Below are 18,906 nucleotides of genomic sequence, written 5' to 3'. Positions count from 1 at the left end.
AGGAACTGCGGCAATGAAGATCAAGGTTTCGGTCCCTGCCACCAGCGCCAACGTGGGCTCCGGCTTCGATGCGCTGGGTCTGGCAGTTACGTTGTACAACACGGTCACCTTTGAGGACAGCGAGGTGCTGGAGATCTCGGCATCGGACGGCACCCGCATCCCCCGGGGCGAGTCGAATCTCGTGTACCGCTCCGCCAAGGGCCTGTTCGAAAAGGTTGGCAAGCAGATCCCGCCCCTCAAGATCACCCAGACGAACCCCATCCCCATGGCACGGGGTCTGGGCTCTTCTTCAGCCTGCATCATTGCGGGTCTGCTGGGCGCAAACCGGATGCTGGGCGATGTGCTCAACACGCAGGAGCTGCTCACGCTGGCAACTGCCATTGAGGGACACCCCGATAACGTGGCTCCGGCCCTGCTGGGCGGCCTGACCAGCAGCGTGTTCGAGGACGGCAAGGTGTATTCGGTCAAGCGGAATGTGGATGAAAGCCTCTGCTTTGCTGCCATCGTGCCGGACTACAAGCTGCTGACCGAGGCAGCCCGCGCTGCCCTGCCTAAAGAGGTATCCCATAAGGACGCGGTGTATAACCTGTCCCGTGCGGCGCTGGTGCCCGCAGCTTTCTGCGAGGGGCGGCACGACCTGCTGGCCATTGCCACCGAGGATAAGCTGCACCAGCAGTATCGCATGCCCCTGATGCCCGGCTCCCGCGAGGTGTTCGATATGGCGCGGCTGTGCGGCGCAAAGGCCGTGTATGTGTCCGGTGCAGGCAGCACCGTCATGGCTGTGGCAGAAAAGGCCGAGGCCGAGAAGTTCTATTCCAAGCTGGAAAAAGGTCTGGAGCTGCTGGAAGGTCTGGACGGATGTGAAGCATTTACACTGTTGCAGCTGGATGCCGATAACACCGGCGCAACCGTGGAATGATAAATGGGTAAGGGAAGTGCAAGAACGCTTCCGCCCGGCAAGCCCCCCGCAAGCGCGGGGCGTTAAAGAGGAGAGTGACAAGATATGGCGTTGATCGTACAGAAATTCGGCGGTTCTTCCGTAAAGGACCGTGACCGTATCTTCAACGTTGCGCGGATCGTGGCCAACACCCACAACGCGGGCAATGACGTAGTGGTGGTAGTCTCCGCACAGGGCGACACCACCGATGACCTGATCGCCAAGGCAGGGGAGATCACCCATAACCCCTCGGCGCGTGAGATGGATATGCTGCTGGCCTCCGGCGAGCAGATCAGCATCGCACTGCTGGCCATGGCGCTGAACGAGCTGGGCTGCCATGCCATCAGCCTGACCGGCTGGCAGGCGGGCTTCCGTACCGACCGTGCCTACACCAAGGCGCGCATCACCCGGCTGGAGACCGAGCGGATCTCCTCCGAGCTGGAGCGCAACCGCGTGGTGGTGGTGGCAGGCTTCCAGGGCTTGAACAAGCTGGATGACATCACCACTCTGGGACGCGGCGGCTCCGACACCAGTGCTGTGGCAATTGCCGCTGCCCTGCACGCTGACCGCTGCCAGATCTACACGGATGTGGAGGGCGTTTATACCGCCGACCCGCGCAAGGTGAGCAACACCCGTAAGCTGGAGGAGATCACCTTTGACGAGATGCTGGAACTGGCATCTTTGGGCGCACAGGTGCTGAACAACCGCAGCGTGGAGCTGGCTAAAAAGTACAATGTGGAGCTGGAGGTGCTCTCCAGCCTGAACCCCATCCCGGGTACGGTGGTTAAGGAGGTTACAAAGGACATGGAAGGTATGCTGATCAAGGGTGTCGCCAAGGACACCGATGTTGCCGTTATCACGATTCTCAACGTTCCCGATGAGCCGGGCATGAGCTTTAGGATCTTCGGCCTGCTGGCACAGAAGAACATCAACGTGGACATCATTCTGCAGTCCACCGGCCGCGACGGCAAGAAGGACATCAGCTTTACCTGTGCCGAGGGCGAAGCCGAGCTGGCCATGCGTGTGCTGAAGGAAAGTGCACACTTCAACGATGTCAGTGTGGACACCACCTGCGCCAAGGTCTCCATCGTGGGTGCCGGTATGCAGAGCCACAGCGGCGTTGCCTCCAAGATGTTCGAGGCAATGTCCAACAACAATATCAACATCAAAATGATCTCCACCAGCGAGATCAAGATCTCCTGCATCATCGACCGTGCAGACGCCGACAAGGCTGTCGGCGCCATCCACGATATGCTGTTTGACTGATCTGCGTAAAATTTTTAATTGTGGCCTGTCTGCTCCCTGCTGGGGGCGGGCGGGTCATAATTTTTTTACACACAGCAGCGTTTACACAAATTGCAAAGGGGTGTATAATATAGTTTGAATCTGTGCGGCGCACCGGCGCTGCAACAATGCCGAAAAGGAGCCCCGCCGCATGAGTGAACCCACCCGTACCTCCAGAGCGCCTGCTGAGAAGCGCCTGACCTATCAACAATGGAAGCGCCGCAAAATGCTGCGGCTGGCCCGCAACTGGGTACTGTTTCTGGCCGGCTGCGCGGCAGTGGTGGCGCTGCTGACCGGCGGCATCCTGTGGCTGCTGCCCAAGGTGCACGGTCTGCTGGCCGGGCCAAAGGTATTTGCAGCCAGCGTGTACGACGGCACAGACTATGTATTTAACGCCGCAGATGCCCGGCTGGTACTGGTGAACGCCAACCTGCCCTATACCGCCGAGCCCGTCCCGCTGCTGGACACCGCCGACGAGGCCACCGGCCAGCAGCTGGAGGCCGAAGCTGCCATGCAGTATCGCAGTATGGCCGCCGCCGCGCAGGCGGATGGGGTCAGCCTGACCCTTGTGGCCGGTTATCAGGACGCCGACACCCGTCAGGCCGCCTACGAGGCCCGGGTGCAGACCTACCGCGATAAGCGCAAGTCCGAGGAGGAAGCTGCCCGTCTGGCGGCTACCATCCAGCCCGCCGCCAACGCCAACGAGCACGGCACCGGCTACGCGGCAGATATCCTCAGCGCGGACAATCCGCAGCAGGACACCAGTTTTGCCGAGACCCGCGCCTACGAGTGGCTTACGGCCTACGCGGCGGAATACGGCTTTATCCTGCGCTACCCGCAGGACCGGCAGGCTGCCACCGGCATCGTGTTCGAGCCGTGGCACTGGCGCTATGTAGGGGTGGAAAACGCCCTTGCCATCCGCGCCAGCGGCCTGAGCCTGGAAGAGTTCATCGCCCTGCAGAGGGCAGACTGAATCAAATGCTCTGTGCTGCGGCACAGAGAGAAGGGAACTATCATTGGAACGTACTCTCATTGCACCGGGCGTGCATCTTTCCTGCGACCCGGCTTCTAAATTCAACCGCTGCCGCATCAGCATCCACTTTGCTTTCCCGGCCCAGCGTAAAACGGCCACTGCCCATGCGCTGTTGCCGCTGGTGATGGAGCGCGGCTATGCGGACTGCCCGGATATGACCCGCCTCACCAAAAAGCTGGCAAAGCTCTACGGCGCAGACCTGACCGTGGACGCCCGCCCTATGGGCTGCAACCACAACCTCTGCGTCAGTGTGACCGGCATCAAGGATGCCTTTGCGCTGGAGGGCGAGGCACTGACCGCCGAGTATACCAAAATCGCGCTGGGTGCGGCCTTCCATCCGTATTTTGTGGACGGCTGCTTTGACCCGCAGGCCGTCAGCATTGAAAAGCAGATGCTGAAAAAGGGCCTTGAGGATGAAATCAACGATAAACGCATCTACTGTCTGCATCAGGCCAACCGGGAGTTTTTTGGCGACAGCCCGGCGGGCGTGCGGCAGGAGGGCTATCTGGAAGAGGTGGACGGTCTTACCCCGGCCATGCTGACCGCCGCTTATCAGCAGATGCTGCGCACCGCCAACATCGAGCTGCTGGTGCTGGGCTGCGACGCCGCCCAGACCGCCGCCATCCGGGATGCTTTGCTGGCAGAGCTTGTCTGCATCGACCGCGCCCCGCTGCCGCTGGTGGAAAACATGGCCATGCCTGCCATTGCGCCGGTGCATAAGACCGAAAACTACGATATGGTGCAGGCAAAGCTGTGTATGCTGTTCACACTGGGGCAGCCCATGCAGCCGCAGCAGCTGGCAGCGGTGCGCCTTGCCATGGCGCTGTACGGCGGCAGTGTGACCAGCCGCCTGTTCCTCAATGTGCGGGAGCGGGACCATCTGTGCTACTACTGCTCCTCCTCCTTCCAAAGCTTTACTGGCAGCATGGCGGTGAACAGCGGTGTGGAGCACGCTGATGCCGCCCGCGCAGAGCAGGCAATTTTGAAGGAACTTGCCGACCTGTGCACCGGCCCCATTACCGACGAGGAATTCGAGGACTGCCGCCGGGGGCTGCTCAGCGGCATGAACGGGGTAGAGGACAGCCTTGGCGGCATCGAGAGCTGGTACTACATCGAGGTGCTGCGTGCCGGTGCCAACAGCGCTGCGCTTATCCAAAGCCCGGAACAGGCACGCAGCGCCCTGCGCGCCGTGACCAAGGACGAGGTGCGGGACATCCTGCGCCGCCTGACCCTCTCGGTCAGCTATCTGCTTACAAAGGAGGATACTGCCCATGCCGCAGAATAACCAGACCCTGCTGGAAAAGACCGTGGCCGACCAGTGGCAGACCCTGCCCTCCGGCCTGACGGTGCTGGTGCGCCCCATGCCGGGCTATTCCAGCACCCATGTGATCTATGCTACAAAGTTCGGCTCCATCGACCGAGATTTCTGCCTGAACGGGCAAACGGTGCATCTGCCGGCGGGTGTGGCGCATTTTCTGGAGCACAAAATGTTCGAGGACGAGGACGGCGATGCCTTTGCCAAGTACGCAAAGACCGGTGCCAACGCCAACGCCTTTACCAGCTTTGACCGCACCTGCTACCTGTTCACCGCTACCCAGCAGTTGGACGAAAGCTTGGACGTGCTGCTGGGCATGGTAGGCCACCCCTACTTTACCGAGCAGACCATCGCCAAGGAGCAGGGCATCATCGGACAGGAAATCAAAATGTACGATGACAGCCCGGATTGGCGGCTCATCACCGGCCTGTTCGAGTGCCTGTACCACAGCCATCCCATCCGCAGCGACATTGCGGGTACGGTGGAAAGCATTGCTGAGATCACGCCCGCCATGCTGTACGACAGCTGCAAGGCCTTTTATGCCCCGGGCAATATGGTACTGGCTGCTGCCGGTAACACCACCATGGAACAGATCCTTGCCGCCTGCAAGCGGCACGGTCTGATGGAGCCCCGCCCGGCAGAAAAGGTGCAGCGGCTGTGGGCCACGGAGCCTATGACCCTTGCCGCTACGGAAAAAACGCTGACCATGCCGGTCTCCAAGCCCTGCTTCGGCGTGGGCTTTAAGGAAGAGCCGCTGCCTGCGGACGATCTGCGCACCGAGGCACTGTACGACCTTGTGCTCAGCTGCATCGTGGGCGGGATGTCGCCGCTGTACCGCCGCCTGTATGACGAAGGCCTTGTGAACCCCGGCTTTGGCGGCGAGGTGCTGCGGGTGGACGGCTGCTGCTGCATCCTGTTCACCGGAGAGAGCGATGTACCGGATACTGTGCGGCAGCTGCTGCTGGACGAGATCGCCCGGGTACGCGCCGCCGGTGTGGACAGGGAAGTGTTTACCCTGTGCAAGAACGAAAAATACGGCCAGCTGATCGAAAATCTGGAAAACGTGGAAGACTCGGCCAGCCAGATGGCAGACTTTGCCCTTAGCGGCCAGACGGTGGCGCAGCAGATCTCCATGCTGGCCGGGCTGACCGCAGAGGATGCGGACGCTGCTTTGCAGCACATCCTGTGCACCGACCGCATGGCTACCATGTACATCCTGCCGGATGGAACGGCGCAGGCGGCAGAAGAGGACGAGGAGGAAGAAGAATGACAAATCTGGTACAGTTCCCGGGTCTGGGACTGAGTTTTCACTTGAACCGCGTGGCCTTTACCATCGGCGGGGTCAGCATCTACTGGTACGGCGTGTGCATTGCGGTGGGTCTGTGTCTGGCACTGATCTTTGCCTTCCGGCACAGTCTGGAATTTGGCGTAGACCCGGACAGCATGGTGGACGTCATCCTTATTGGCGTAGTGCTGGGCATCATCAGCGCCCGCGCCTACTATGTAGCTATGGCACCTTTTAAATACGAGAGCATCTGGGAGATGATCGCCATCCGGGATGGCGGCCTTGCCATCTACGGCGGCATCATCGGCGGCTTTCTGTTCGGCGGTCTGGCCTGCAAGTGGCGGGGCGTGCCGGTGCTGCCCATGTTCGACCTTACCGCCATGGGCTTTCTCCTTGGGCAGGGCTGCGGCCGCTGGGGCAACTTTTTCAATCAGGAGGCCTTTGGCTGCAACACCACCCTGCCGTGGGGGATGTACAGCGAGGCTACCCGTGCTTATCTGATGAGCAGCACGGTCACGGTGCCCAAGGGTGTGGTCATCGACCCCAACCTGCCGGTGCATCCCACCTTTTTGTACGAGAGCATCTGGTGCTTTGTGGGCTTTTTCCTGCTGTTCCGTTACATCAAAAAACGCAAGTTCAACGGCGACATCACCCTGCGGTATCTGATTTGGTACGGCGCAGGCCGTTTCTGGATCGAGGGTCTGCGCACCGACAGCCTGATGCTGGTGCCCTCCATCGGGCTGCGGGTATCCCAGCTGGTGGCAGGCATCGCTGTGGTGGCTGGCATTGCGGCGGAGGTGTATTTTACCCGCAAGTTTAAGGGCAAACCTTTGCTTGTGCCGCTGGCGATGAACGCAGAGAACAAGGCGGCTCAAAAGAAGCTGGACGGCCCCATCTCCTTTGCAGGGAAGGACACTCAGCTGCTGGCCTCCAGCCCGCGCAAGCTGTTTTTGGAAAAGACCGAGGCTTACAATGCGCAGGTAAAAGCTGCCATAGAACAGGCCGGGCAGAAAAAAGCGTAAAAAATTTGCGCAAAAGGGAAATTTCCTCTTGCAATCCGGTTTGGTTTTTGCTATAATATTCTAGCCGCATGGTGTGGGCGCCTGAAATGGCCCGCTGTAAGGGCCTGCCTTTACGACCAGCGAGTACAACGAAAAGGAATGAACAAAATGTACGCAATCATTGTTACCGGCGGTAAGCAGTACCGCGTGGAGCAGGGCGACATCGTCTACATCGAAAAGCTGGACGTTGAGGCCGACTCCGAAGTGAAGTTTGATCAGGTTCTCGCTATTGGCGAGGAGGGTTCTGTGAAGGTTGGCGCTCCTGTTGTTGAGGGTGCTACCGTTTCTGCCAAGGTCATCAAGAATGGCAAGGGCAAGAAGCTGAACATCATCACCTATCGCGCAAAGAAGCACAGTGCTCGCCGTATGGGCCATCGTCAGCCCTACACCAAGGTTGAGATCACTGCGATCAACGGCTAAGGAGGTAAATTACAATGGCACATAAAAAGGGCGTAGGCAGCACCAAGAACGGCCGCGATTCCGCAGCACAGCGTCTGGGCACCAAGCGTGCAGACGGTCAGTTCGTTCTGGCCGGCAACATCCTGGTTCGTCAGCGTGGCACCCACATCATGCCGGGTGAGAACGTTGGCAAGGGCAGCGATGATACCCTGTTTGCTCTGGTGGACGGCACCGTCCGTTTCGAGCGCGTGGGCAAGAGCGGCAAGAAGTGCAGCGTTAAGCAGTAACTTCTTTCTGAATAACTGCAATCGTAGAGCCGGACCCTCGTGGCCCGGCTCTTTTTGATGAAATAAGGCTATGCGTTCGTGTGGCGCTGTTTGCAAGCCTTCCCCCGGTCGGGGGAAGGTGGCACGAAGTGCCGGATGAGGGCGCTGAAACGCAAAGGCCTATAAAGCTAAGGAGGGGCTGTATGGCAGCACAGACTAACTTTATCGACATCGCCACGATATGGCTCCATGCGGGCAAGGGCGGCGATGGTGCGGTGAGCTTCCACCGCGAAAAATTCGTGGCCGCGGGCGGCCCGGACGGCGGCGACGGCGGCCGGGGCGGCGACATCATCTTTGTGGCGGACGACCATCTGTCCACCCTGATGGATTTCCGCTATAAGCGCAAGTATGTGGCCCCAGAGGGCGGCAAGGGCGGCGCAAGCCTGTGCCACGGCAAAAATGCCGAGAATCTGGTCATCAAGGTGCCGCTGGGCACCGTGATCAAGGATGCAGAGAGCGGCCTTGTCATCGCAGATCTGTCCGACCACACCCCGGTCACCATTGCTAAGGGCGGTCGCGGCGGCTACGGCAACGCACATTTTGCCACCCCCACCCGCCAGATCCCCAAGTTTGCAAAGCCCGGTATGCCCGGCGAGGATCTGCAGGTGACCTTGGAGCTGAAGTTGATCGCGGACGTGGGTCTGATTGGCTTCCCCAACGTGGGTAAGTCCACCCTCATCTCCACCATCAGTGCGGCAAAGCCCAAGATCGCCAACTACCACTTTACCACCCTTGTGCCCACGCTGGGCGTTGTGTCGGTGGGCGAGGGCGCAAGCTTTGTCTGCGCCGACATTCCCGGCCTGATCGAGGGTGCCAGTGAAGGCGTTGGTCTGGGACACGATTTCCTGCGCCATGTGGAGCGCTGCCGCCTGCTGCTGCACGTTGTGGATGTTTCCGGCAGCGAGTGCCGCGACCCCATTGAGGACTTTGAGAAGATTAACGAGGAGCTGGCAAAGTTCAGCCCCGTGCTGGCCGAGCGCCCGCAGATCGTGGTGGGCAACAAGTGCGACCTTGCCACCGAAGAGCAGATCGAGACCTTCCGCCAGTATGTGGAGGGCAAGGGTCTGACCTTTGTGCCCATCTCTGCCGCCACTATGCAGGGCGTCAAGCAGCTTCCGGGGCTCGTGTACAACCGCCTCAAGGATATCCCGCAGGTGCCGGTGTTCACCCCCGAGTACAAAAAGCCGGAGCCCAAGAAGAACGGCCGCGATTTCACCATCCAGCGCATGGAAGCCCATGTGTGGAGCGTGGATGCCCCGTGGCTGGAGTATATTCTGGCCGGCAGCAACGTGGACGACTACGAGAGCCTGCAGTTCTTCCAGCGTCAGCTGGGCGAGAGCGGCATTCTGGACGCGCTGGTGCAGAAGGGCGTGGAAGAGAACGATACCATCCTCATCGGCGATTATCAGTTCGACTATATCTTCTAAGGATAAAGCATCATGAACGAATCAGAAAAGATCGACCCGCGGGAGCTCAGCCCGCTGGCGCTGGCCTTTGTGGGGGACAGCGTGCTGGAGCTGCTGGTGCGTCAGCGTCTGGTGGAGCACCACCGCCTTTCAGCCGGAAAGCTGAATGCCGAAAAGGTCAAGTATGTCTCTGCCAAGGCGCAGTTCAGAGAGGAACAGCTGCTGGAGCCGCTGTTCACCGAGGACGAGCTGGCTGTGTTCAAGCGCGGCCGCAACGCCAGCAAGGCCAGCGTTGCCAAGCACGCCTCCCCGGAGGAATACCGTGCCTCCACCGGCTTCGAGTGCCTGTTGGGATGGCTGTACCTGAACGGACAACTGGAGCGTGTGCACCAGCTGTTTGAGGTGCTGTGGCAACAGTTTGACCCTGACCAGAAATAAGAATGCGAAAGCCCGCTGCTTTCCACACTGGAAACCAGTGGTGGAGGGCAGCGGGCTTTGCTTGTTGGCATCTGCGGTCCGTCAGATGCCGCTTACGCCATCAGCGGCTGTTTTTTGCGTTGCTGGAACGGCTGTTGGTGGAGTTCTTGGCGCTCTCGTCATCGGCACCCTTGGTGTACTGGTTGGGGTGCTTGTGCTCGTTGGTTGCGCTGTTGGTGGTCTTGCTGCTGGTACGGTTAGAGGTCTGGTTCTTGCAATTGGTACTGCGGTTCTCACTGCGGTTTTCCATGATGTGAATGCTCCTTTCGGTCGTTGCTGTGGGGGCGGGGCCGCCCTCACAGTCCATAGTGTGGCCGCAGCCGGCGGCTTTATACATCCCATGGGAGGAAAAGAATATGCCTACGGAATATTTTGAGCAGCGGGAGCGTGCCCTGCTGGGCCAGCGGTACGAGCAGCTGTATGCCGCCCCGCAGCAGACGGCAGAGCGCGGGGTCACCGTGTCGGCGCTGCGCACCACACCGGAGCAGTTTGCGCAGAGGGCAGATTTCCCGCTGGAACCCTCGCCCTTCTGCAAGGCGGCTTTTGTGGTGCATCAGCCGGATTTTAAGCCCGGACGGCATCCGTACCACCATGCGGGTGTGTTCTATTCGCAGGAGCCCTCGGCTTCTTCAGCAGCGCCGCTGCTGGGAGTACAGCCGGGGATGCGGGTGCTGGATCTGTGCGCCGCGCCCGGCGGCAAAAGCAGCCAGCTGGCGGCGGCATTGCAGGGGCGCGGTGTGCTGGTGAGCAACGAGTATGTGGCTGCGCGTGCCGAAATTTTAAAAAGCAACCTTGAGCGCATGGGCGTTTCCAACGCCGTGGTGCTCAACGAGACTCCCGCCCGCATTGCCGAGGCGCTGCCGGAGTTTTTCGACCGGGTGCTGGTGGACGCGCCTTGCTCCGGTGAGGGAATGTTCCGCAAGGAGCCGGTAGCGCTGCAGCAGCACTGCGAGGCACTGGTAAAGCAGTGCGCAGAGCTGGGCGCACAGATACTGGACTGCGCCGCAGCAGCACTGGCTCCCGGCGGGCAGCTGGTGTACTCCACCTGCACCTTTGCGCCGGAGGAGGACGAGGGACAGGTGGCGGCGTTTTTGCAGCGCCACCCGGAGTTTGTACTGGCAGATGTGCTGGGCAACGTGGATTACACCTTTGGCAGCGCAGGCGAAGAGAACCGCACCGGCGGTCTGCCGCTGGATGTGAGCAAGGTGCGCCGCATCTGGCCCTGCCAGGGCGGCGAAGGGCACTTTATGGCCCGGCTGGTCAAGGCCGGTACGCCCCGCACCCTGCCGCCGGAGGGAGAATACACCCCGGAGGAGCAGCTCTGGCTTGCCGCCGCTGCCGAGGCGGGCAAAAAGGGCAAGGGCAAGGCGAAGCCTGCCAAGGCCGCAGATGCCCGCAGCGCCCGCCGCGCAGACAGTCGCGCCTGCCGGGACGCCGTGCAGGGCACGAGCCGCCGCACCCGGGATACCGGGGCAGGGGAGGCCACCCCGGCGCAGAGCCTTGCCGCATGGCAGGAGTTTGCCCGGCAGTATTTCCCCGCGCTGGCGCAGCGCCCGGCCGTGGTGCACGGCGGTGGTGTGTTGTTGCCGGTGGCCTTTCCGCAGACGGGACTTCATGTGCTGCGGGCGGGGGTGTTTGTGGGCAGCGTGCAGAAGGGCCGCTTTGTGCCGGAGCATCATCTGTTTACGGCCTTTGGAGGCCTCTGCACGAACTGCGAGCAGCTGACTCTTGCCGACTGCCGTTGCACCGAGTACCTCTCCGGCCGCGAAGTGGAAGCCCGCACAGCAGCGGACGGCTGGTGCTGCGTGACCGTGGACGGCTGGCCGCTGGGTGGCGGCAAGGTGTCCGGCGGGAGAGTGAAAAACCACTATCCCAAGGCGCTGCGGCTGCTGTAAACCGCAGATTTACACGCATCCGGGCGAAAATCGGGCTTTTCAGGCTTGAACGCGCCGGTGGATTGTGATAAAATAATAGAGTTAGATTTTGTGTGCTGCCACAAGCGGGCGACCACAGCCCGTCTGCCCGCAGGCGGAGATACCGATAAATTTAGGAGGCTCTTTCCCATGTCTGGACATAGCAAATGGAACAACATTAAGCGCAAGAAGGAAAAGACTGACGGCGCCCGCGCCAAGGTCTTTACCAAGATCGGCCGCGAGATCAGCGTTGCCGTCCGTGACGGCGGCCCCAACCCGGCTTCCAACAGCAAGCTGGCAGATCTGATCGCCAAGGCAAAGCGCATGAGCGTGCCCAACGATAACATCCAGCGTATCATCAAGAAGGCCGAGGGCGGCGACAAGACCGAGTTCGAGGCCATCACCTACGAGGGCTACGGCCCCGGCGGCGTGGCAGTCATGGTTGAGACCCTGACCGACAACCGCAACCGTACCGCTGCCGACCTGCGCCACTACTTCGATAAGAACGGCGGCAATCTGGGCGCTATGGGCTGCGTGGCCTTCCTGTTCAACCAGAAGGGCGTCATCGACATCTCTCTGGAGGATAAGGACGCCGACGAGGCCATGATGGACGCTTTGGATGCCGGTGCCGAGGACTTTGATGCCAGCGAGGACGCAGCCGAGGTCACCACCGACCCCGAGAACTACTCCGCTGTGGTCAAGGCTCTGGAGGAGAAGGGCTACGAGATCCTGTCCGACGATCTGGCCATGGTGCCCATGACCACCACCCGCCTGACCGATCCCGATCAGCTGAAGCAGATGGGCAAGCTGCTGGATTCTCTGGAAGATAACGATGACGTCCAGAACGTCTGGCACTCTCTCGAGAACGAAGAGGACCTGCCGGAATAAGCTTCCGCAAGGCTCTTTGCTCCTGAAATAAAACGATAAAAAGCCGCTTTTTGTGCTGTTTGGCACGAAAGGCGGCTTTTGCTTGTTATTTTTGTATGTCGTGCGGATAAGGGTTCCTTCTGGCATCAGAAAAATCGTACTCTGCACGCATATCCTCATCGTATGATGGATTTTCCGAAGAAGTGCTATTAGATTTATCGTTCATAGTGCGTCCACAGACTGAGGATCTTAACGGTCTGCTCTTTTTCATAGACCTGATAAACAAGGCGGTGCTGGATGTTGATGCGGCGGCTGTATGCACCGTTCAGATCACCCACCAGCTTTTCGTACGGGGGCGGGTTTTGGAAAGGATCAACACGGATGATTTCAATGAGTGCCTTTGCCTTTTCGTCCAGATGGGCAGACTTCAGTTTTGGTACGTCCTTTGCAGCGGTTTTGGTGTAAACGACCTTGTACATTTACCACTCCACCGCCGTTTCGTCCACACAGTCCTCAAGCGACGTGGCGATTCCGTCCATGATCTTTTCGCGCATACCCGGTGCAGAGACCAGATACAGCGTTTCCATGATGCCGCTGTAATCTTCTTCAGACAGCAGCACGGCATTGCCGTCCTTGGTGGTGATGTTGATGGGCTGGTTGTATTTAATGGTCTGCTCTACATAGTCGAAGGCATTCTTACGGAAATTCGTGATATTTGTAGTGGTCATCGTAGAATCACTCCTTTCGTGTACAGTATAGCGTACGCTTGTAAAAATGTCAATATGCGACCGGCAATCGAAACATGACACACGGTCACCCCTGTGCCAGCGCCCTGCCTTTTGCGTAGTAGCGCTGCATTTCTTCCCGGGGAACCATATTCCCGCCGGTAGCCCAGACCAGATGGGTGGCGTTTGCCAGCGCACCGGCGGGCAGAGCGGCTTCGGTGTAAGCGCCAAGCAGCTGCCCGGGCTGGGTGAGCACCGGGCCGTACATTCCCGCCAGAGCGCTGGGTTCAAGGTAAAGATCTTCGGCGTCTGCCAGCTGCGCCAGAAGGGTGTACATCCGCTCGTCCTGCAGGGTGTAGCAGCCGCTCATAAAGGGACGCATCAGCCCGCCCACAAAGCCGGAGGCGCGCCCCACGGCAAGACCATCGGCGGCGGTGCGGTTATCGATGCCAAAGTCCTGCACGCAAATGCTGTTGTTTTCGCCGGTGGCCATGCCCAGCATCATGCAGGGGGAGTGGGTTGGCTCGGCGAAGAAGCAGTGTGCGGCATCGCCGAACAGCATCTTCAGGCCAAAGGCCACGCCGCCGGGGCCGCCGCCCACGCCGCAGGGCAGATAGGCGAAGAGAGGATGCTCCGCATCCACGGTGACGCCCTGCGCGTCCAGCTGCTTTTTCAGCCGCAGTGCAGCCACAGCATAGCCCAGAAAGAGGGTCTTGGAGTTTTCGTCATCCACAAAGTGGCAGTGGGGGTCACCCGCCGCCAGCTTACGACCCTCGGTCACGGCGATGCTGTAATCAGAGGCGTACTCCACCACCTTGACGCCCCGGCTGCGGAGCAGGTCTTTTTTCCATTGCCGCGCGTCAGCGGACATATGCACAGTGACCTGAAAGCCCAGCTTCGCGCTCATGATGCCGATGGAAAGCCCCAGATTGCCGGTGGAGCCCACCGCGATGGAATACTGCGAGAACAGCTTGCGGAAGCGCTCTTCTGCCAGAACGGCGTAGTTGTCGGTAAGGTGCAGCATTCCGCTGTGCAGGGCAATGTCCTCGGCGGTTTTCAGCACCTCGTAAATGCCACCCCGCGCCTTGATGGAGCCGGAAATGGGCAGATGACTGTCCAACTTGACCCATACCTGCCCGGCGATATGAGTGCCGCTGCGCTCCTTCAGCACCTTCTGCATCCGGGGGATGGGCTGAACAGGGGACTCGATGATGCCGCCCGCCGCAGCGGTCTCGGGAAAGACGGCGGCAAGATAGGGCGCAAACCGCTCCAGCCGTGCGGCGGCGTCCTCAATGTCGGCCAAAGTCAGCGGGCAGGCAGCCGCAGCCTGTGCAAAGGGCAGCTTGTCCGGGTTTACCCATGCAGTCTCCTTCAGGGCGCAGAGGTCAGAGACCACGGGATATGCCGCGATCCAATCGGCAACAGAACGCCCGGAGATGCACTTGGCAGGTGAAACCATAGTGGATCCTCCTTTATATATAAAAGTAAAAGCAGATGGCGCGCCCGGCGGTTTTTGCGGAGCGCTGCGTGTCTTGAATATAAAGGTTTTTACAGGAATTGTCAACCGGCTGCTCGCCGGGCGGATCAGAGCGCCACGATCTCGGTGGTCACCAGCTGCTGCTCTGCGCCGTAGTTCAGCTTCATGGCGTAGTCGGTCAGGGCACAGAATTCTTCAGCCTCCTTCCGGGTGGCAAAATAGTTTTCGGTAAGTACCTCGGAGCTGCCGCGGGCGTGGAAGATGGTCTTTACCACAAAGTTGTTTTCGTCCATAGTATGCCTCTCTTTTCCAGTTGATGCGGGAGACGCCGCCGTCCCTCGGTGTAATTGCAGTATAACAGGACAAATGTCCCACAGAACGGACTTTTAACGGAAGCAGGACATATTTTTGCGCAAACCGGTCAAAAAGCCGCACCAGCCGGAGGAACAGGAGAAGATTGGAAGGAGAGCAGCACACTGCCCAAAAACCTTGTTAAAAAACTGGCATTTTGCCATTTTTGTGTAAAGTATACAAGAATAAACACAAAAAAATGGCATTGTGCGTATTGCTATTTTATAACTGATATATTAGAATATAAGCAAGAAGAGCGTGCAGGCGTACTGCGCGTGCCATAAGATAAATAACGACAGGAGGAACTTCTCTATGCCTATGAAAATGGGTTGGCGCTGGTATGGCGAGGGCAACGACCCCGTCACCCTGAGCGACATCAAGCAGATCCCCGGCGTGACCAGCATCGTCTGGGCACTGCACAACAAAATGCCCGGCGAGATCTGGGAAATCGACGAGATCCAGAAGGTTGCAGACCAGATCCACGCCTACGGCTTTGACATGGATGTTGTCGAGTCCGTCAATGTGCACGACGATATCAAGATCGGTCTGCCCACCCGCGACCAGTATATCGAGAACTACAAGCAGTGCATCCGCAACCTGTCCAAGTTCGGCGTCAAGGTCATCTGCTACAACTTTATGCCCATCTTCGACTGGACCCGTACCGACCTGTTCCATCCGGTAGGCGATGGTTCCACCGCACTGTTCTACGAGAAGGACAAGATCAAGGGCGATTACAAGGCGATGGCCGAGTATATCATGTCCTTCACCGAGAAGTATAACATGACCTTCCCCGGCTGGGAGCCGGAGCGCATGGCAAAGCTGGACGAGCTGTTCAAGGCCTATGCCCCTGTCACCAAGGAGAAGCTGTGGGAGAACCTGAAGTACTTCCTCGAAGCCCTGATGCCCACCTGCCACGAGTGTGACATCAAGATGGCTATCCACATGGACGACCCCCCTTGGGATATCTTCGGCCTGCCCCGCCTGCTGGTGGACGAGCCCAGCATCGACCGCTTCCTGAAGATGGTGGACGATCCGTACAACTGCCTGACCCTGTGCACCGGCAGCCTGAACGCAAACCCCAACAATAACTGTGCCGAGATCATCCGCAAGCACTGCGACCGTATTGCTTTCGGTCACGTCCGCAACATCCACCACTTCCCCAACGGCGACTTCTCTGAGGCTGCGCACCGCGACTGCTGCGGCGAGACTGGCATCATTGAGGTAATGCGCGCATACCATGACTGCGGCTTTGAGGGCTACATCCGCCCCGACCACGGCCGTCAGCTGTGGGAGGAAGGTCCCGGCGTCTGCCGCCCCGGCTATGGCAAGTATGACCGTGCTCTGGGCATCCAGTATATGCTGGGTATCTGGGATCTGCTGGACCGTCTGGATGAAGAAAAGAAGGGCTGATTACTATGAAGCTGTCTGATATTAAAAACGGCAATCTGTCCGCCGAGTGGGCAGAAAAGGGCTACGAGCTGCCCAAATTCGACATTGAGGCTGTGAAGGCCAAGACTCACGCCGAGCCCACTTGGGTGCACTTCGGTGCCGGCAACATCTTCCGCGCTTTCCCCGCTGCCGTGCTGAACGACGCACTGAACAGCGGCAAGTACGACCGCGGCGTCATCGTGGCCGAGAGCTTCGACTACGAGATCATCGATAAGGCTTACCAGCCCTACGATAACCTGAGCCTGCTGGTCTGCCTGAAGTCCACCGGCGAGATCGAGAAGAAGGTCGTCGCTTCCGTTACCGAGAGCCTGAAGGCTGACTATTCCTTCGGCGCTGATTGGGCACGTCTGGTGGAGATCTTCCAGAACCCCAGCCTGCAGATGATCTCTTTTACCATCACCGAGAAGGGCTACGGCGTTGCTCCCGCTGACTTGGAGCGCGGCCTGACCCCCGTTCTGGCGATGGGCAAGGTCACCGCTCTGCTGTACGAGCGCTTCAAGGCCGGCAAGCTGCCCCTGACCGTCCAGAGCATGGATAACTGCTCTCACAACGGCGATAAGGTCAAGACCGCTGTCCACGCCTACGCTGCAAAGTGGGTGGAGCAGGGTCTGGTGCCCGCCGAGTTCCTTGCCTATGTGCAGGACGAGACCAAGGTCACCTTCCCGTGGAGCATGATCGACAAGATCACCCCGCGCCCGGACGCAAAGGTGCAGGAGATGCTGGCAAAGGATGGCTTTGAGGATAACTACACCATCGTTACCGAGAAGCACACCTTCACCGCTCCCTTCGTCAACGCTGAGGAGACCCAGTACCTGTGCATCGAGGATCACTACACCAATGGCCGTCCTCCGCTGGAGCTGGGCGGTGTGCTGTACTGCGACCGCGAGACCGTGGACAAGATCGAGAAGATGAAGGTCTGCACCTGCCTGAACCCCCTGCACACTGCCATGTCTATCTATGGCTGTATGCTGGGCTACACCCTCATCTCTGCCGAGATGGCAGACGAGGATCTGCGCTCCTTCATCCAGAAGGTCGGCTATATCGAGGCGATGCCCGTGGTCGTTGATCCCGGCGTGCTGAACCCCTACGAGTTCATCGGCGCTGTCATCAACCGCCGTCTGCCCAACCCCTTCATGCCCGATGCTCCCCAGCGTATCGCAACCGATACCTCCCAGAAGCTGGCGATCCGCTTTGGCGAGACCATCAAGGCTTACGAGGAGCGCGGTCTGGACAAGTCCAACCTCGTGCTGATCCCGCTGGTGCTGGCAGGTTATGCCCGCTACCTGAAGGGCATCGACGACAACGGCCAGCCCTTCGAGATCTCTCCCGATCCGCTGCTGGCTGAGCTGCAGGCCATCGTCAGCCCCTTGCAGGTCAAGGAAGGCGAGCAGGACTTCAGCTGCCTGAAGGCTCTGTACAGCCGTGCCGATGTGTTCGGTGTGAATCTGTACGCCGTTGGTCTGGGCGAAAAGATCGAGGGCATGGTCAAGGAGCTGTACGCCGGTAACGGCGCAGTGCGCAAGACCCTGCACAAGTACACTCTGGCTCGTTAAAACTTTATAACGCTATTTCCGTACCCACGCTGCGCTTTTGCTTTGCCGCAGCGTGGGTTTTTGTTTTGTCTAAAAGGTTTGCGAACCTTCCGGGCTTGTTTTTCCACGGGAATGGAAACGCCCCCGCAGCGCGACTGTTTCCGAAGGAAACAAGCGTTGCAAATGCAGTTTCCGGTTACGACCCCATTCCTGTGAAAATGAAATCCCGGAGCGTCCGCAGACGCTCCGGGATTTCGAAAAAATCATAATTTTCCGCTATTCATGCGCAGAGCAAAGCGGAGCGCATTAAAAATTGTCCCTATGCCCTTATTTCCGGCAGTCGTGCAGGCTGGCGGCGGGCAGGGCACTGCCCAGCAGGCTCCATGCGGCATCCATGCTCTCGTTCAGCAGATAGGCCTGATTCTTCTGGACGTAGATGTACACCGCCTCTTTGGTGCGGTAGGCGCAGTACACGGTGTTCCAAGTGTAGCGGTTGGTGGGCTCAGCCTTGTTCTGCTCACCGGCCATCCAGACCGAAAGCCCGGCGGCGTCCAGCTCCAACCGGTAGAAGGGGCGGGGCAGACCCAGCTTTTTGATCTGCTTGGAGAGGTTAGCAAAGAAGGTACCGAAGTATACGGCGGGCAGGCCAAGGGCTACAATGGCCAGCACGGCGGTCAGCAGCCCGGCACCCTCCCGTTTGCCGATCTGGCTCAGGCAGATCCCGGCGCACACCAGCAGAATGGCGGTGAACACCGCCGGGCGCTGCCAGCCCTTGTTGTGGCGCAGCAGGTCGAAAGATGCAAAATCGTGAAAGCTTTTTTCGTCCATCTGAACGGAAACGCAAATATTCTGGGTCATAAAGTTACCCTCCTTTTTGGGCATAGTACCACATTTACCGGCAAGAAGCAAGCAAAAGATGCATCGGCGGCGGTGCATCCGGCTTGCAAACCGCCCGCAAGGCGTGGTAAAATAAGATATTATCTGGGGTGTATCTGAAAAGTCGAAAATTTAGTCTATTTCTACAAGCACAGCTGGATTTTGCGTTAAACAGCCTTGAAATCCACAAAGG

Annotated in this window: 20 protein-coding genes; 14 read left to right on the top strand and 6 right to left on the bottom strand. The window is 59.2% G+C overall.

Features of this window, described 5'->3' with window-relative positions; genetic code table 11:
• Positions 1 to 13 precede the first annotated feature (13 nt).
• The 10 genes from thrB to MTP43_RS08775 all read left to right on the top strand — a co-directional run bounded on the left by thrB (position 14) and on the right by MTP43_RS08775 (position 9,484).
• Positions 14 to 919 carry a homoserine kinase gene (thrB, locus tag MTP43_RS08820; RefSeq protein WP_005923334.1) on the top strand — a complete coding sequence of 302 codons (906 nt, stop codon included), beginning with the start codon at positions 14 to 16 and terminating at the stop codon, positions 917 to 919.
• An 84-nt stretch (positions 920 to 1,003) separates the two neighbouring features.
• Positions 1,004 to 2,203, top strand: coding sequence for an aspartate kinase (locus MTP43_RS08815; RefSeq protein WP_005923337.1), 1,200 nt, complete (start codon positions 1,004 to 1,006; stop codon positions 2,201 to 2,203).
• A 169-nt stretch (positions 2,204 to 2,372) separates the two neighbouring features.
• On the top strand, positions 2,373 to 3,194 hold the full coding sequence (locus tag MTP43_RS08810; protein WP_113621154.1) for a M15 family metallopeptidase: 822 nt from the start codon (positions 2,373 to 2,375) through the stop codon (positions 3,192 to 3,194).
• A 43-nt stretch (positions 3,195 to 3,237) separates the two neighbouring features.
• Positions 3,238 to 4,539 (top strand): M16 family metallopeptidase, encoded by a 1,302-nt coding sequence (locus MTP43_RS08805; RefSeq protein WP_181967317.1) that lies wholly within the window; start codon positions 3,238 to 3,240, stop codon positions 4,537 to 4,539.
• Entirely contained in the window at positions 4,526 to 5,839 is a 1,314-nt protein-coding gene (yfmH, locus tag MTP43_RS08800) for an EF-P 5-aminopentanol modification-associated protein YfmH (protein ID WP_249234751.1), read from the top strand. The genes MTP43_RS08805 and yfmH overlap by 14 nt, the downstream gene beginning before the upstream one ends.
• Positions 5,836 to 6,876, top strand: a complete 1,041-nt coding sequence (lgt, locus tag MTP43_RS08795) for a prolipoprotein diacylglyceryl transferase (RefSeq protein ID WP_249234750.1) — start codon at positions 5,836 to 5,838, stop codon at positions 6,874 to 6,876. Before yfmH ends, lgt begins: the two co-directional genes overlap by 4 nt.
• 147 nt (positions 6,877 to 7,023) lie before the next feature.
• Complete coding sequence (rplU, locus tag MTP43_RS08790) at positions 7,024 to 7,335, top strand: 50S ribosomal protein L21 (protein ID WP_015537858.1); 312 nt, start codon at positions 7,024 to 7,026, stop codon at positions 7,333 to 7,335.
• Between the two features lie 14 nt (positions 7,336 to 7,349).
• Positions 7,350 to 7,601: a 50S ribosomal protein L27 gene (gene rpmA / locus MTP43_RS08785; protein ID WP_005923362.1), complete on the top strand. Its 252-nt coding sequence runs from the start codon at positions 7,350 to 7,352 to the stop codon at positions 7,599 to 7,601.
• Between the two features lie 182 nt (positions 7,602 to 7,783).
• Positions 7,784 to 9,067, top strand: a complete 1,284-nt coding sequence (gene obgE / locus MTP43_RS08780) for a GTPase ObgE (protein ID WP_005923365.1) — start codon at positions 7,784 to 7,786, stop codon at positions 9,065 to 9,067.
• A gap of 12 nt (positions 9,068 to 9,079) precedes the next feature.
• The gene (locus MTP43_RS08775) at positions 9,080 to 9,484 is read left to right on the top strand and encodes a Mini-ribonuclease 3 (protein WP_005923368.1); all 405 of its coding nucleotides are present in this window, start codon (positions 9,080 to 9,082) and stop codon (positions 9,482 to 9,484) included.
• 100 nt (positions 9,485 to 9,584) lie between these two features.
• On the opposite strand, the gene MTP43_RS08770 is transcribed toward MTP43_RS08775, so the two are convergent.
• Positions 9,585 to 9,773, bottom strand: coding sequence for a hypothetical protein (locus tag MTP43_RS08770; RefSeq protein ID WP_005923372.1), 189 nt, complete (start codon positions 9,771 to 9,773; stop codon positions 9,585 to 9,587).
• 106 nt (positions 9,774 to 9,879) lie between these two features.
• Between MTP43_RS08770 and MTP43_RS08765 the strand changes: the two genes are divergently transcribed.
• Together MTP43_RS08765 and MTP43_RS08760 are read left to right on the top strand one after the other, a co-directional pair.
• The gene (locus tag MTP43_RS08765) at positions 9,880 to 11,418 is read left to right on the top strand and encodes an RsmB/NOP family class I SAM-dependent RNA methyltransferase (protein WP_015537859.1); all 1,539 of its coding nucleotides are present in this window, start codon (positions 9,880 to 9,882) and stop codon (positions 11,416 to 11,418) included.
• A gap of 168 nt (positions 11,419 to 11,586) precedes the next feature.
• Positions 11,587 to 12,324: a YebC/PmpR family DNA-binding transcriptional regulator gene (locus MTP43_RS08760; protein WP_005923378.1), complete on the top strand. Its 738-nt coding sequence runs from the start codon at positions 11,587 to 11,589 to the stop codon at positions 12,322 to 12,324.
• Between the two features lie 194 nt (positions 12,325 to 12,518).
• Here MTP43_RS08760 and MTP43_RS08755 read toward each other — a convergent pair whose 3' ends face one another.
• The 4 genes from MTP43_RS08755 to MTP43_RS08740 form a co-directional block, all read right to left on the bottom strand.
• Positions 12,519 to 12,782, bottom strand: coding sequence for a Txe/YoeB family addiction module toxin (locus MTP43_RS08755; RefSeq protein WP_005923383.1), 264 nt, complete (start codon positions 12,780 to 12,782; stop codon positions 12,519 to 12,521).
• The gene (locus MTP43_RS08750) at positions 12,783 to 13,031 is read right to left on the bottom strand and encodes a type II toxin-antitoxin system Phd/YefM family antitoxin (RefSeq protein ID WP_005923385.1); all 249 of its coding nucleotides are present in this window, start codon (positions 13,029 to 13,031) and stop codon (positions 12,783 to 12,785) included.
• 85 nt (positions 13,032 to 13,116) lie between these two features.
• Positions 13,117 to 14,487 (bottom strand): D-serine ammonia-lyase, encoded by a 1,371-nt coding sequence (locus MTP43_RS08745; RefSeq protein WP_005923387.1) that lies wholly within the window; start codon positions 14,485 to 14,487, stop codon positions 13,117 to 13,119.
• A gap of 125 nt (positions 14,488 to 14,612) precedes the next feature.
• The gene (locus MTP43_RS08740; RefSeq protein ID WP_005923390.1) at positions 14,613 to 14,798 is read right to left on the bottom strand and encodes a hypothetical protein; all 186 of its coding nucleotides are present in this window, start codon (positions 14,796 to 14,798) and stop codon (positions 14,613 to 14,615) included.
• A 370-nt stretch (positions 14,799 to 15,168) separates the two neighbouring features.
• Here MTP43_RS08740 and uxuA point away from each other — a divergent pair, with 370 nt between their 5' ends.
• Positions 15,169 to 16,266: a mannonate dehydratase gene (gene uxuA, locus MTP43_RS08735; protein ID WP_015537860.1), complete on the top strand. Its 1,098-nt coding sequence runs from the start codon at positions 15,169 to 15,171 to the stop codon at positions 16,264 to 16,266.
• Positions 16,267 to 16,271: 5 nt separating this feature from the next.
• Positions 16,272 to 17,858 carry a mannitol dehydrogenase family protein gene (locus MTP43_RS08730; RefSeq protein WP_249234749.1) on the top strand — a complete coding sequence of 529 codons (1,587 nt, stop codon included), beginning with the start codon at positions 16,272 to 16,274 and terminating at the stop codon, positions 17,856 to 17,858.
• 306 nt (positions 17,859 to 18,164) lie between these two features.
• On the opposite strand, the gene MTP43_RS08725 is transcribed toward MTP43_RS08730, so the two are convergent.
• Positions 18,165 to 18,695, bottom strand: coding sequence for a YcxB family protein (locus tag MTP43_RS08725; protein WP_249234748.1), 531 nt, complete (start codon positions 18,693 to 18,695; stop codon positions 18,165 to 18,167).
• Positions 18,696 to 18,906 lie beyond the last annotated feature (211 nt).

Origin of the sequence: Faecalibacterium sp. IP-1-18 (genome assembly GCF_023347355.1) — a bacterium.
GTDB lineage: Bacteria > Bacillota > Clostridia > Oscillospirales > Ruminococcaceae > Faecalibacterium > Faecalibacterium prausnitzii.
This window is presented reverse-complemented; position numbering and strand designations above follow the sequence as displayed.